The sequence below is a fragment of the Pseudomonas sp. KB_15 genome (assembly GCF_052114525.1).
Lineage (GTDB): Bacteria > Pseudomonadota > Gammaproteobacteria > Pseudomonadales > Pseudomonadaceae > Aquipseudomonas.
The window spans coordinates 1-14,265 of sequence record NZ_JBFREX010000020.1; the positions used below are offsets into that span (position 1 = coordinate 1).

The 14,265-nt window shown below is 60.9% G+C and carries 7 protein-coding genes and 1 rRNA gene; 6 read left to right on the forward strand and 2 right to left on the reverse strand.

Annotated features, from left to right (window positions below):
* From rrf to recD, 4 genes are all read left to right on the forward strand, one after another.
* Positions 1–83, forward strand: a 5S ribosomal RNA gene (gene rrf, locus AB4Z35_RS17280); the annotation flags it as partial.
* Positions 84–222: 139 nt separating this feature from the next.
* A complete protein-coding gene (recC, locus tag AB4Z35_RS17285) occupies positions 223–3,672 on the forward strand; it encodes an exodeoxyribonuclease V subunit gamma (protein WP_442098284.1) in 3,450 nt (1,149 codons plus the stop codon).
* On the forward strand, positions 3,672–7,361 hold the full coding sequence (gene recB, locus AB4Z35_RS17290) for an exodeoxyribonuclease V subunit beta (RefSeq protein ID WP_442098285.1): 3,690 nt from the start codon (positions 3,672–3,674) through the stop codon (positions 7,359–7,361). Before recC ends, recB begins: the two co-directional genes overlap by 1 nt.
* Positions 7,358–9,451, forward strand: a complete 2,094-nt coding sequence (recD, locus tag AB4Z35_RS17295) for an exodeoxyribonuclease V subunit alpha (RefSeq protein ID WP_442098287.1) — start codon at positions 7,358–7,360, stop codon at positions 9,449–9,451. The genes recB and recD overlap by 4 nt, the downstream gene beginning before the upstream one ends.
* On the opposite strand, the gene AB4Z35_RS17300 is transcribed toward recD, so the two are convergent.
* Positions 9,448–10,395: a LysR family transcriptional regulator gene (locus AB4Z35_RS17300; RefSeq protein ID WP_104450826.1), complete on the reverse strand. Its 948-nt coding sequence runs from the start codon at positions 10,393–10,395 to the stop codon at positions 9,448–9,450. The two genes, recD and AB4Z35_RS17300, sit on opposite strands and share 4 nt — an antisense overlap.
* Positions 10,396–10,544: 149 nt before the next feature.
* On the opposite strand from AB4Z35_RS17300, the gene AB4Z35_RS17305 reads away from it, so the two are divergent.
* Both AB4Z35_RS17305 and mmsB read left to right on the forward strand, forming a co-directional pair.
* Positions 10,545–12,071 (forward strand): CoA-acylating methylmalonate-semialdehyde dehydrogenase, encoded by a 1,527-nt coding sequence (locus tag AB4Z35_RS17305; RefSeq protein ID WP_108229312.1) that lies wholly within the window; start codon positions 10,545–10,547, stop codon positions 12,069–12,071.
* Between the two features lie 10 nt (positions 12,072–12,081).
* Positions 12,082–12,969 (forward strand): 3-hydroxyisobutyrate dehydrogenase, encoded by an 888-nt coding sequence (gene mmsB, locus AB4Z35_RS17310; RefSeq protein ID WP_442098288.1) that lies wholly within the window; start codon positions 12,082–12,084, stop codon positions 12,967–12,969.
* A 133-nt stretch (positions 12,970–13,102) separates the two neighbouring features.
* Here the strand turns inward: mmsB and AB4Z35_RS17315 are convergent, their stop codons facing one another.
* Positions 13,103–14,200 (reverse strand): GlxA family transcriptional regulator, encoded by a 1,098-nt coding sequence (locus AB4Z35_RS17315; RefSeq protein WP_442098289.1) that lies wholly within the window; start codon positions 14,198–14,200, stop codon positions 13,103–13,105.
* Between the last annotated feature and the right edge of the window lie 65 nt (positions 14,201–14,265).

Consider the following 14,265-nt stretch of genomic DNA (forward strand, 5'->3'; position numbering starts at 1 on the left):
CCCATCCCGAACTCAGCAGTGAAACGATGCATCGCCGATGGTAGTGTGGGGTTTCCCCATGTGAGAGTAGGTCATCGTCAAGATTAAATTCCGAAACCCCTATCTGCGTACGCAGGTAGGGGTTTTGTTTTTCTGGCTCCTGTAGGAGCAAGCTCGCTCCTACAGCCAATCGCCTTCAATGCTAAAGTCGTCCCTCGAATTTGCATTTTCCAAGGAAGCCTTATGCCGGACGCGACGTCCCTCAGTGCTGGTTTTATGGTGGTTCACGGCAATCGCCTGGACGAGTTGCGCAGCCTGGTGGTCAGCTGGATGCGGCGCTACCCGCTGGCTCCCCTGGAGAATGAAATCGCGTTGGTGCAAAGCAATGGCATTGCCCAATGGCTGAAGCTGGCACTGGCGGAAGATTCCGAGGAAGACGACATGGGAGGCTGCGGCATCGCCGCCGCCATCGACGTGCAGTTGCCCGGTAGTTTCATGTGGCAGCTCTATCGCATGGTCCTTGGCCGCGATGAGATTCCGGCCAAGTCCCTGCTTGATAAAGCTCCGCTGACCTGGCGTCTGATGCGACTGCTGCCGCAGTTGATCAACCAACCGCACTTCGAGCCGCTGCAGCGTTTCCTGACCCATGACACCGATCTGCGCAAACGCTATCAATTGGCTGAGCGTCTGGCGGATCTGTTCGACCAATATCAGGTGTACCGAGCTGACTGGCTCGAAGATTGGGCAGAAGGTCGACATCAAACAAGAAACGGCAGGGGCGAAGCCCAACCCCTGACGCCGGCCAATTGCTGGCAGGCAGAGTTATGGCGCGCACTCTTGCTGGATGTGGGAGAAGAAGGCATGGCGCAAAGCCGTGCCGGCGTCCATCAGCGGTTTGTCGAGCGAATCAACAATCTCGAGGCAGCCCCCAAGGGATTACCCTCGCGAGTGATCGTTTTCGGGATTTCTTCGCTGCCTGCTCAAGCCCTGGAAGCATTGGCGGGATTGGCACGATTCAGCCAGGTCCTGCTCTGCGTACATAACCCATGTCGTCATCATTGGGCCGACATCGTCGCCGATAAAGACTTGTTACGGCATCAATACAAGCGTCAGGCCCGCAAAAGCGGCATGCCGGTAGTGATCGATCCGCAAACCCTCCACCAACATGCTCACCCGCTGCTGGCTGCCTGGGGTAAACAGGGGCGGGACTATATCAACCTGCTCGACAGTTATGACGATCCCAACAGCTATCGCTCGGCATTCCGCGACGGGCGCATCGACTTGTTCAGTGACGGTCAGCCGTTGAATGTGCTCAACCAGTTGCAGGATGACATCCTCGAGTTGCGCCCCCTCAACGAGACTCGGGAGCGTTGGCCGGCCATCGATCTGCAGAAGGACGGATCGATCCGTTTTCACATCGCTCATAGCGCCCAGCGAGAGGTCGAGATCCTCCACGATCAATTACTCGCGCGCTTCAGCGCCGACCCGAAATTGCGGCCCCGGGACATCATCGTGATGGTCCCGGACATCGACAGTTACGCACCGCATATTCGTGCCGTGTTTGGTCAGCTTGACCGCCAGGACCCACGCTTCATTCCATTTACTTTGGCTGACCAGGGCCAGCGTGGTCGCGATCCACTGCTGATTGCGGTCGAGCACCTGCTCAAGTTGCCTGACAGCCGATTCCCCGTCAGTGAGATTCTCGATCTGCTGGACGTCCCGGCACTGCGCGCTCGCTTTGGTGTCGAGGAGCGTGACCTGCCGACGCTGCACCGCTGGATCGAAGGTGCCGGCATTCGCTGGGGTATGAATGCCGAGCAACGTGCCGGGCTCGGGCTGCCGAATGAGCTGGAGCAAAACAGCTGGCGTTTCGGCTTGCGACGGATGTTGCTCGGTTATGCCGTTGGCAGCGCCGATGCTTATGAGGGGATCGAACCCTACGACGAGATCGGTGGTCTGGACGCTGCGCTCATCGGTCCGCTGGTTGCGTTGCTGGACGCGCTGGAAGTGGCTCATCATGAACTCTCTCAACCTGCGCCGCCGGGGCAATGGGGCTTGCGCTTGCAGGCTTTGGTGCAGTTGTTCTTCCTTGCCGGTAACGAACACGATGACTACTTGCTGGCCCAGCTCGAAGAGCTGCGCGAGACCTGGCTCGAGACCTGCGAATCCGTCGGCTTGCAGGACGAGTTGCCGCTGACCGTCGTCCGTGAAGCCTGGCTTGCAGGTCTGGATCAGGGCCGTTTGTCCCAACGCTTTCTGGCCGGTGCGGTCAACTTCTGCACCTTGATGCCCATGCGCGCTATCCCGTTCAAACTGGTCTGCCTGCTGGGCATGAATGACGGCGATTATCCGCGCGCGCAGCCACCGCTGGATTTCGATCTCATGGGCAGTGATTACCGGCCAGGCGATCGCTCCCGGCGCGAAGATGACCGTTACCTGCTACTGGAGGCCTTGTTGTCGGCACGGGACCAGCTCTACATCAGTTGGGTGGGCCGCAGCATCCGCGATAACAGCGAGAGACCTGCGTCGGTACTGATCGGCCAGTTGCGTGACCACTTGGCCAGCGGTTGGCGATTGGCACAAAGTGGCGAGGATCTGCTTGAAGCCATGACCCGGGAACACCCCTTGCAACCTTTTAGCGCCCGCTACTTTCACGAAGGGGATGAGTCGTTCAGCTACGCCACCGAATGGCAGGTCCTTCATCAAGCGGCAGAGCAACAGGCGAGTGTCGAAGTGCTTGAGGCTCACGTTCAGGACGAACCACTCAGTCTCGGTCAACTGCAGGATTTCCTGCGCAATCCGGTACGGCACTTTTTCAGCCAGCGACTGAAGGTCTTTTTCGAGGCGGCTGAAGTGCCGTTGGCCGATGAAGAGCCTTTTGTCCTGGATGCGTTGCAGCGTTACAGCCTCAGCGACCGTTTGCTCGAAGCGGCGCTGGCAGATCCGGGAAATACCGGACAAGCACTGGAAGATCAGGCAAAGCGCCTGCAAAACAGCGGACTGCTGCCCATGGCCGGATTCGGTGAGTGCCTGCAACATGAATTGATCGAGCCTTTACCTGACTTGTTGCAACGCCACCAACAGCTCCTGGCTTTGTGGCCAACACCGCTCAGCAGCGCGTTGCCCGTCAATCTTGAACTGCAAGGCCTGCAGATCGAGGGCTGGCTCAGCGGCCTGCATCGACGCGCTGATGGTGGTTTGCTGTCTATCACTACGATCCCCAACAGTATCGGCTCGATCAAGTCGCGCAAATGGCATCGACTGACGCGCCCGTGGCTCACGCATCTGGTGGCTAATGCCAGTGGCATGGCGTTGACCACCGCACTGGTGGCCAGCGACGACAGCCTGTTGCTCGGACCGATGGACGAGTCTACGGCACAGAAGATTCTGGGCGAGCTGTTGATGGCCTGGCAGTCGGGTATGCGCCAGCCGCTACCGATCGCGGTAAAGACAGCCTTCGCGTGGCTGGGGCAGACCGACCCGGTCAAAGCCGAAGCCGCTGCGCGCAAGGCTTATGAAGGTGATGGGCAGACGACGGAAGGAGAGCGTCGCGAAAGCCCGGCACTCGCACGCCAATTCGCCGATTACGATGGCTTGACCGCCGATGAAACCTTCCCCGACTGGTGTGATGCGCTCTATCGCCCGCTGCTTGAAGCACCCTGGCGTTCACTGTCCAGCGAGGAGTCGCGTTGATGAGTACAAAGACACCTCTGGCCCTGGCCTTCCCGCTGCGTGGCAGTCAACTGATCGAAGCCAGCGCCGGGACCGGCAAGACGTTCACCATTTCCGCGTTGTATCTGCGCCTGGTTCTTGGCCACGGTGACGAGGGCTCGGGGTTCGGGCGAGAGCTGTTGCCGCCGCAGATCCTCGTCGTGACGTTCACCGACGCCGCGACCAAAGAGCTGCGCGAACGCATTCGCACCCGGCTCGCCGAGGCCGCACGATTTTTCCGCGATGAAACGCCCGCCCCCGACAGCCTGATTGCCGAGTTGCGTGATCAGTACTTGCCCGAGCAATGGCCCGGGTGCGCAAACCGCCTGGATATCGCCGCCCAGTGGATGGACGAGGCGGCGGTGTCGACCATCCACAGTTGGTGCCAGCGCATGTTGCGCGAGCACGCATTCGACAGCGGCAGCCTGTTTACCCAGACCCTGGAAACCGACCACAGCGACTTGCTGGGGGAAGTCCTGCGTGATTACTGGCGGCTGTTCTGTTACCCGATGCAAGGTGACGCATTGAATTGGGTGCGCAGCAATTGGGGTGGACCGGCGGCGTTGCTGCCGCGGATTCGTGCGCTGTTCGCCAGTGAGCGGGATACGCCTCAAGGGAAAGAGCCCGCCGAGGTGATTGCGCAATGCTTGCAGGAGCGACGGGTTGCCCTGATCGAACTCAAGAAGCCCTGGCTCCAGTGGGCGGACGAGTTGCTTGCGATCTGTCACCAGGGCGTTGCCAGCAAGGCTGTCGACGGTCGCAAGATGCAGGCACGCTATTTCGAGCCCTGGTTTGAAAAGATCAAAGCCTGGGCCGAGGACGAATCCCTTGAGCAACTGGATATCGGCACCGGCTTCACTCGCCTGACCCCTGATGGCATGACCGAAGCCTGGAAGGGCGAAGCGCCTCGACATCCGGGGCTCGATGCGATGGCCGGCCTCAAGGCCTGTCTCGATGGGTTGCCAACGCCTGATGCCGCCGTACTGCAACACGCCGCCCGCTGGGTCGGGGCACGATTCGAGGAAGAGAAGCGCCGTCGCGCGGAAATGGGCTTCGACGACATGTTGCTGCGCCTTGATGCGGCCTTGCAGTCCGATGGCGGCGAGCGACTGGCAACCCTGATTCGTGAACAGTTTCCGGTCGCACTGATCGATGAGTTCCAGGACACCGACCCGGTGCAATACCGGATCTTCGAGAGCATCTACCGCATTGAAGAGAACAGCCCCGAGTGCGGCCTGTTCCTGATCGGTGACCCGAAACAGGCGATCTACGCTTTTCGCGGCGCCGACATCCATACCTACCTTCGCGCCCGTCAGGCCACCACTGGCCGTCTGCACACCCTGGGCACCAACTTCCGCTCAAGCCATGGCATGGTCAACGCGGTGAACCATGTGTTCGAGCGCGCTGAAGCCCGGGAGTCAGGACGCGGCGCTTTCCTCTTCCGGGAGAAAAACGGCGACACCCCGGTTCCGTTCATGCCGGTGGCCTCCCAGGGCCGCAAAGAGATCTTGCGCATCAATGATCAGGCAGTCCCGGCCTTGAACATCTGGCACTTGCCGGCCGAACAGCCGTTGTCCGGCGCGGTGTACCGGCAACATCTGGCGGCTGCCTGCGCCAGTGAAATCACCGCATTGCTCAATGGCGGGCAGCAGGGGCAAGCGGGATTCACCCAGGACGGCAAAGCCTTCAGGGGCCTGCTGCCGGCGGACATCGCCATCCTGGTACGCGACGGCAAGGAGGCGCAGGCGGTTCGTGCGCAATTGGCCGCCCGTGGCGTGCGCAGTGTTTATCTGTCGGACAAGGACTCGGTGTTCGCCGCCCAGGAGGCGCATGACGTGCTGACCTGGCTCAAGGCCTGCGCCGAGCCGGATGTCGAGCGCCCGCTGCGTGCCGCGTTGGCCAGCATCACGTTGAACCTTTCGTTGACTGAGCTGGAGCGGCTGAATCAGGACGAGTTGGCCTGGGAATCCCGGGTCATGCAGTTCCGTGGCTATCGCGAAGTCTGGCGCAAGCAGGGTGTGCTGCCGATGCTGCGCCGTTTGTTGCACGACTTCCGTCTGCCCCAGGCGTTGATCGCACGCAGTGACGGCGAGCGGGTTTTGACGAACCTCCTGCACCTGTCCGAATTGCTGCAACAGGCGGCGGCTGAACTCGATGGCGAGCAAGCCCTGATCCGGCATTTGTCCGAGCATCTGGCGTTGTCCGGTCAGGCTGGCGAAGAGCAGATCCTGCGTCTGGAAAGTGATGAGCAATTGGTCAAGGTCGTGACCATTCACAAATCCAAAGGCCTTGAGTATCCGTTGGTGTTCCTGCCGTTTATTTGCTCGGCGAAACCGGTAGATGGCAGCCGACTGCCGTTGCACTACCACGATGAATCAGGCAATGCCCAGGTCACGTTGAAGCCGACGGCAGAATTGATTGCCCTGGCTGACGATGAGCGTCTGGCCGAGGATCTGCGCTTGCTCTATGTCGCCCTGACCCGGGCGCAACACGCCTGCTGGCTGGGGGTGGCTGACCTCAAGCGCGGCAACAACAATGGCTCGGTGCTGCATCTGTCGGCATTGGGTTATCTGTTGGGCGGCGGTGCGTCATTGGCCGACTCCCCGGCGTTGCAGCTTTGGTTGCGGGACCTGCAACAGGACTGCCCGGCGCTGGCGTATGCCGAGCTGCCTGAAGCGACAACAGAGCATTACCAGCCACCGCAAAACGAAGCGGCGCTACTGGTTCCGCTGATCCCGAAACGCAAGGCCAGTGAAAACTGGTGGATTGCCTCTTACAGTGCATTGCGCATTGGCGACACCCTGAGTGTCGGCACGGACGAAGCGCCGGAGAGTCCGCAGGCGCAAAAACTGTTCGATGACGAACGTCTCGACCCGCAGGCCCCTGGAGAAGTGGTTGCTGGTGGCGGCGATATCCATCGCTTCCCGCGCGGTCCGAACCCTGGCACCTTCCTCCATGGTTTGCTCGAATGGGCGGGGGGCGAGGGTTTTGATGCGGCACCACAAGATGTGATCGACTCGATTGCCCGTCGCTGCAATCGTCGAGGCTGGGAAGGCTGGATCACCACGCTGAGTGACTGGCTGCAGCATCTGCTCAAGTCGCCGTTGCATCTGGGCGCCGGTCAGGCCCCGGTGATATTCGGGCAGTTGACGCAGTACCAGGTCGAGATGGAATTCTGGTTCGCCAGCCATAAGGTCGATGTGCTCAAGCTCGACGCGCTGGTGTGCCAATACACCCATAACGGCGTGGCCCGGGTGGCCGCCGAACCTGTGTTGCTCAACGGCATGTTCAAGGGCTTCATCGACCTGACGTTTGAGCACAACGGCCGCTATTACGTTGCCGACTACAAATCCAACTGGCTTGGCGCCGATGATGCGGCTTACACAGTGCAGGCCATGGAACAGTCGATTCTCGACAACCGTTATGACCTGCAATACGTGTTGTACCTGTTGGCCCTGCATCGCCAGCTCAAGGCGCGGCTTGCCGATTACGACTACGACCGGCATGTCGGCGGTGCCTTGTACCTGTTTTTGCGGGGTACGCGTGCGGCCAGCCAGGGTATGTTTTTCACCCGTCCGCCAAGAGAACTGATCGAGCGTCTGGACCGGCTGTTCCAGGGCAAGCCAGAGCCCAAGGCCGAGCCCGCCTGGGAACGGGGAGTACTGTTATGAATCGCTCATTCGCCGATTTGCTGCCCACATCGCTGGCAGCCGAAAGCCTGGCCGAACTCGCGCCGCTGAGCCGTGCCGATGACTTGCTGTTGTTGCTCACGCGTTGGGTCGAACGTGGCTGGTTGCGAGCGCTGGACAAAGCCTTTGTGGCGTTTCTGCATGAACTGGCTCCGGATGGTGATCCGTTGGTGTTGCTGGCCGCCGCGCTGACCAGCCACCAATTGGGCCACGGGCATGTCTGCCTTGACCTGTTCGAGACCCTGAAAGAACCTGACTTCGCCCTGTCATTACCGCCCGAAGGTGACGTGCAAGGCGGCGCAATGCTGTTGCCCTCGCAATTGCTCGGATCGCTGGACGGGGCCCATTGGTGCAAGGTACTGGCCGCCAGCAACCTGGTGGCTCTGGCTGCTGACAGTCGTGACAACGTGCGCGACCGACCTTTGGTGTTATCGGGCAAACGCTTGTACCTGCGTCGCTATTGGGCCTACGAGCGACGGATCGACCTTTCGTTGCGCGAGCGTCTGACGGAACACGAATCCACGCCGAGCGACCTGCTCCAGCGCCTCACAGGATTGTTTGGGCCTGCCCGGTCCGGTGAAGTGATCGACTGGCAGAAGCTTGCCTGCGCCCTGGCGACGCGCAGCGCCTTCAGCATCGTGACGGGGGGGCCGGGAACCGGCAAGACCACGACCGTCGTGCGCTTGCTGGCTTTGCTCCAGGCACCAGCGGTCGAGGCCGGCATGCCCCTGCGCATTCGCCTCGCCGCACCTACCGGCAAGGCTGCGGCGCGTCTGACAGAATCCATCAGCCAGCAAGTCCGGACCTTGAAGGTCACGGAAGAAATCCGGGAAAAGATCCCGTCCGACGTCACCACCGTTCACCGTCTGCTCGGCAGCCGGCCCGGGACTCGTCATTTTCGGCACCACGCGGGCAATCGCCTGCCGCTGGATGTATTGGTGGTGGACGAGGCCTCGATGATCGACCTGGAGATGATGGCCAATCTGCTCGACGCATTGCCGGCCCATGCGCGCCTTGTGCTGTTGGGTGACAAGGATCAGTTGGCTTCGGTAGAAGCCGGTGCGGTATTGGGGGATCTGTGTCGCGACGCGGAGGCGGGCTGGTACAGCCCGCAGACGCGCCAGTGGCTGGAAGCCGTCAGTGGCGAAAGCCTGCAGGCCAGCGGACTGCAGGAGGACGTGCAGGGTGCTCATCCATTGGCTCAACAGGTTGTGATGTTGCGCCATTCCCGGCGATTCGGAGAAGGCAGCGGTATTGGCCAACTGGCTCGTTGGGTCAACCAGCAGCAACCCGAAGAAGCACGCAAGTTGTTGTCTGCGCGAAGCCATGACGACGTGTATTCCTTGTCCCTCAAGGGGGAGCAGGACCGGGCTCTGGAACGCTTGTTGCTCGAAGGCCACGGTGAAGGACCGCAGGGTTATCGGCACTACTTGAGCCTGCTGCGCAATCAGCGCCCGGCGCTCGATAGTCCGCTGGAAGATTCACGCTGGACCGACTGGGCCCGGGAGGTGTTGCAAGCCTTCGACGCGTTCCAGTTGTTATGTGCCGTGCGCAAGGGGCCGTGGGGTGTGGAGGGCTTGAACCAGCGAGTGACGGACGCCTTGCTAAGGGCGCGCCTGATCGACAGTGACCAGCAGTGGTACGAAGGTCGCCCCGTGCTGATGACCCGCAACGATTACGGCCTGGGTTTGATGAACGGCGATATCGGCATCGCCCTCAAGCTTCCGGAGCGTGAGGGCCCCGAGGCCGGCAAGCAGGTTCTGCGTGTCGCCTTTCCGCGCAATGACGGCCAGGGTGGCGTGCGCTTTGTCCTGCCGAGCCGGCTCAATGATGTCGAAACCGTGTACGCCATGACCGTGCATAAATCCCAGGGCTCGGAATTTGCCCACACCGCGCTGATCCTCCCCGACGCCTTGAACCCCGTGCTGACCAAGGAACTGATCTACACCGGGATCACCCGGGCCAAGAACTGGTTCACCTTGATCGAGCCCCGAGCAGGGGTGTTCGAAGAGGCGGTGAGGCGCAAGGTCAAGCGCTTGAGCGGGTTGATGCTGGCGCTCGGCGCAGACTAATCGGCAAACAACATCTCCCGGCTTTCGCCCATCAGCAGGCCCTGATTCTGCTCGGTGACCTGGCGGATGTAATCCCACAACAGGGTGATCCGCTTGAGCTTCCTCAGGTCCTCGCGGCAGTACATCCAGAACTGTCGAGTGATATTGATTTCCTGTGGCAACACCGGCAGCAGGCGAGGGTCCTGAGTGGCGAGGAAGCACGGCAGGATGGCCAGTGAGCGCCCCTGCTGCGCCGCCACGAACTGCGCGATCACGCTGGTGCTGCGCAGATTGGCACTGGCGCCCGGCAGCACGTTGGCCAGGTACAGCAGCTCCGAGCTGAACGCCAGGTCGTCGACGTAACTGATAAACGAATGTTTCGCCAGGTCTGCCGGGCGGCGGATGGCCGGGTGGTTGTCGAGATAGTCCTGGGTCGCGTACAGCTGTAACCGGTAGTCGCACAATTTGCAGCATACATACGGACCATGCTCCGGACGCTCCAGGGCGATAACGATGTCGGCCTCGCGCTTGGACAGGCTGATGAAGTGCGGCAGCGGCAGAATATCCACCGAAATGGCCGGATAGGTGTCGACGAAGTGGCTCAGCTGCGGCGTGATGAAAAAGCTGCCGAAACCTTCGGTGCAGCCCATGCGCACATGGCCGGACAGCGCCACGCCGGACCCGGAAACCTGCTCGCACGCCATGTGCAAGGTGCTTTCGATCGACTCGGCATACCCCATCAACCGCTGGCCTTCGGCGGTCAGGACAAAGCCGTTGGTCCGGGATTTCTCGAACAGCAAGGTGCCCAACGCCGTTTCCAGGGAACTGATGCGCCGCGACACTGTGGTGTAGTCCACCGCCAGGCGCTTGGCCGCAGTGCTGGCTTTGCGTGTGCGGGCGACTTCAAGGAAAAACTTGAGGTCATCCCAGTTCAACGAACCGAGGGAGGTGATGTTTTTTTGCATGTTGGACCGGTTTTTATGTGCGTTCTTATTAGAAGTTTGCACATCTATACTCCAAAAACAGTCCGTTAACCATTTCGCGGCACACGCCTCATCTCAAGGCGACTTTTTCGCCTTGGCTCCCAGATAAAAATAAACATCCGGAGACCCACATGAACGTATCGCTCACGCCTAACGAAACCACCGTGCAGAAGGTCAAGCTGTTGATCGACGGCCAGTGGGTCGAGTCCAAGTCCACCGAATGGCACGACATCGTCAACCCGGCGACCCAGCAAGTGCTGGCCAAAGTGCCGTTTGCCACCGCCGAAGAAGTCGACGCCGCCATCAGCGCCGCTCATCGTGCTTTCCAGACCTGGAAGCTGACGCCAATCGGCGCGCGGATGCGCATCATGCTCAAGCTCCAGGCGCTGATCCGCGAGCATTCCAAGCGCATCGCCGCGGTCCTGAGTGCCGAGCAGGGCAAGACCATTGCCGACGCCGAAGGCGATATTTTCCGTGGCCTGGAAGTGGTCGAGCACGCCTGTTCCATCGGCAGCCTGCAAATGGGCGAATTCGCTGAAAACGTCGCCGGTGGCGTCGACACCTACACCCTGCGCCAGCCGATCGGCGTGTGCGCGGGCATCACCCCGTTCAACTTCCCGGCGATGATTCCGCTGTGGATGTTCCCGATGGCTATCGCCTGCGGCAACACCTTCGTGCTCAAACCGTCGGAACAGGACCCGATGTCGACCATGCTCCTGGTGGAACTGGCGATCGAGGCGGGTATTCCGGCCGGCGTGCTCAACGTCGTGCATGGCGGCAAGGACGTGGTGGACGGGCTCTGCACCCACAAGGACATCAAGGCAGTTTCCTTCGTCGGTTCGACCGCTGTCGGTACCCACGTCTATGACCTGGCGGGCAAACACGGCAAGCGTGTGCAATCGATGATGGGCGCCAAGAACCACGCCGTGGTGCTGCCGGACGCCAATCGCGAACAAGCGCTGAATGCGCTGGTGGGGGCCGGCTTCGGTGCTGCCGGTCAACGTTGCATGGCCACTTCTGTGGTGGTGCTGGTGGGCGCGGCCAAGCAATGGTTGCCGGATCTCAAGGCGCTGGCGCAAAAACTCAAGGTCAATGCCGGCAGCGAGCCGGGCACCGATGTCGGTCCGGTGATCTCGAAAAAAGCCAAGGCACGGATTCTCGATCTGATCGAAAGCGGCATCAAGGAAGGCGCCAAACTGGAGCTGGACGGTCGCGAGATCTCGGTTCCCGGTTACGAGAAGGGTAACTTCGTCGGCCCGACCCTGTTCTCCGGCGTGACCACCGACATGCAGATCTATACCCAGGAAATCTTCGGCCCGGTGCTGGTGGTGCTGGAAGTCGCCACTCTCGATGAGGCCATCGCCCTGGTCAACGCCAACCCGTTCGGCAACGGCACGGGCCTGTTCACCCAGAGCGGTGCGGCGGCGCGTAAATTCCAGAACGAGATCGATGTCGGCCAGGTCGGTATCAACATCCCGATCCCGGTGCCGGTGCCGTTCTTCAGCTTCACCGGTTCCCGTGGTTCCAAACTCGGCGACCTCGGCCCGTATGGCAAGCAAGTGGTGCAGTTCTACACTCAGACCAAGACCGTCACCAGCCGCTGGTTCGATGACGACAGCGTCAACGACGGTGTGAACACCACGATCAACCTGCGTTAAGGAGCCGGACATGAAAATTGCTTTTATCGGTCTGGGCAACATGGGCGCGCCGATGGCGCGCAACCTGATCAAGGCCGGCCATGCACTGCGCCTGGTGGACCTGAACAAAACCGTGTTGGCGGAGCTGGAGCAACTAGGCGGCAGTATCAGCGCATCGGCCCGCGAAGCGGCAGAGGGCGCCGAACTGGTCATCACCATGCTGCCTGCCGCGGTGCATGTGCGCAGTGTGTGGCTGGGTGAAGACGGCGTGCTCGCCGGTATCGGTAAAGGCGTACCGGCCGTGGATTGCAGCACCATCGATCCGCAGACCGCGCGGGACGTAGCCGCTGCCGCCGCCAAACAGGGTGTGGCCATGGCCGATGCGCCGGTCTCTGGCGGTACCGGTGGTGCAGCCGCCGGGACGCTGACCTTCATGGTCGGCGCCACCCCTGAACTGTTCGCCACCCTGCAACCGGTACTGGCGCAAATGGGCCGCAACATCGTCCATTGTGGTGAGGTTGGCACCGGGCAAATCGCTAAAATCTGCAACAACCTGCTGCTGGGGATTTCCATGGTCGGCGTCAGCGAAGCCATGGCGCTGGGCGATGCCCTGGGCATCGACACCAAGGTGTTGGCGGGCATCATCAACAGCTCTACCGGACGTTGCTGGAGTTCGGAGATGTACAACCCGTGGCCGGGCATCGTCGAAACGGCGCCAGCGTCGCGCGGTTATACCGGTGGTTTCGGGGCTGAACTGATGCTCAAGGATCTGGGGCTGGCCACTGAAGCGGCGCGCCAGGCGCATCAGCCCGTGGTGCTCGGCGCGGTGGCCCAGCAGTTGTATCAGGCGATGAGTTTGCGTGGGGAAGGCGGCAGCGACTTCTCGGCGATCATCAACAGCTATCGCAAGCCTGTGTAGGAGCAGCCGGTCGACGCTCCTACAGGTAAGGCATGTGCGCATCAACATTTACCGGGAGTCCGCGTCGGGCGGGCTCCCGGTTTTTTATTCGGAAAAAGATCGCAGCCAGCGATCTTTTGCTTGGTGAGGGGCGTTACCAGGAATGATCGTTCATCCGGACGCTGGCAAATGTCGACTCATTTCGCGCCTGCTCCAACGTCGTCACCGGCCTGGTCGATGGCTGCTGAACAATCGTAAGCGTTGCCGGTTTTTGACTCATTTCAGAGCCGGCGCGCTCGTCGCCAGGTGGGACGCCGAAGTACTCGCGATAGCATTTGGAAAAGTGGGGCGTGGACACAAAACCGCAGGCGGCCGTCAACTCAATGATCGACATCGACGTTTGCTTGAGCAACTGCCGCGCTCGAATGAGGCGTAATCTGAGGTAGTAACGGGACGGCGTGCAGTTCAGGTATTTCTGGAATAGCCGCTCCAATTGCCGACGTGACAGATCAACGTAATCTGCCAGATCATCCAGTTCGATCGGCTCCTCGAGGTTGGCCTCCATCAACGCAACGATTTCCTGCAGCTTGGGTTGATGAGTGCCCAGCACATGCTTGAGCGGTACGCGCTGATGGTCCTGTTCGTTGCGTATGCGTTCGTAGACAAACATCTCCGAAATGGCAGCGGACAATTCATGGCCATGATCGCGGCCGATCAGGTGCAGCATCATGTCCATGGGCGCCGTTCCGCCGGAGCTGGTGAACCGGTTCCGGTCAAGGGTAAACAGACTCGCGCTCATGCTGACCCGCGGGAAAGCTTCCTGCATGGCGGCCAGAAACTCCCAATGCACACGGCACTCGTAGCCATCGAGCAGGCCCGCTTTGGCCAGTGCCCAGCTACCGGTGCATATGCCTCCCAGCCGCCTGGATTGACGCGCCAGGGCTTTGAGCCAGGCAATGTGCTCGCGGGTGACCACATTCTGGATACCTACGCCACCGCACACGATCACAGTGTCTGTCACCCTGGGATCGTTCCACGAGGCGTCCGGGGTGATCGGCACGCCGTCACTGGCCCATACTGGCTCGCCACCGGGGCTGAACGTGTGCCAGCGGTATAGCTCTTGCCCTGACAATTGATTGGCCATGCGCAGTGGCTCTACAGCGGACGCCAGGGAAATCAGCGTGAATTGATCCAGCAACAGAAAACCAACGGATTGAGTCGTACCGACGGATACGCTGGAGCTCGATGACATTGTGGTCATGTCCTCACGAAGAGAGATGGCGGCCCGAGGCACGGTAGCGTGTAACGCACCTGCCT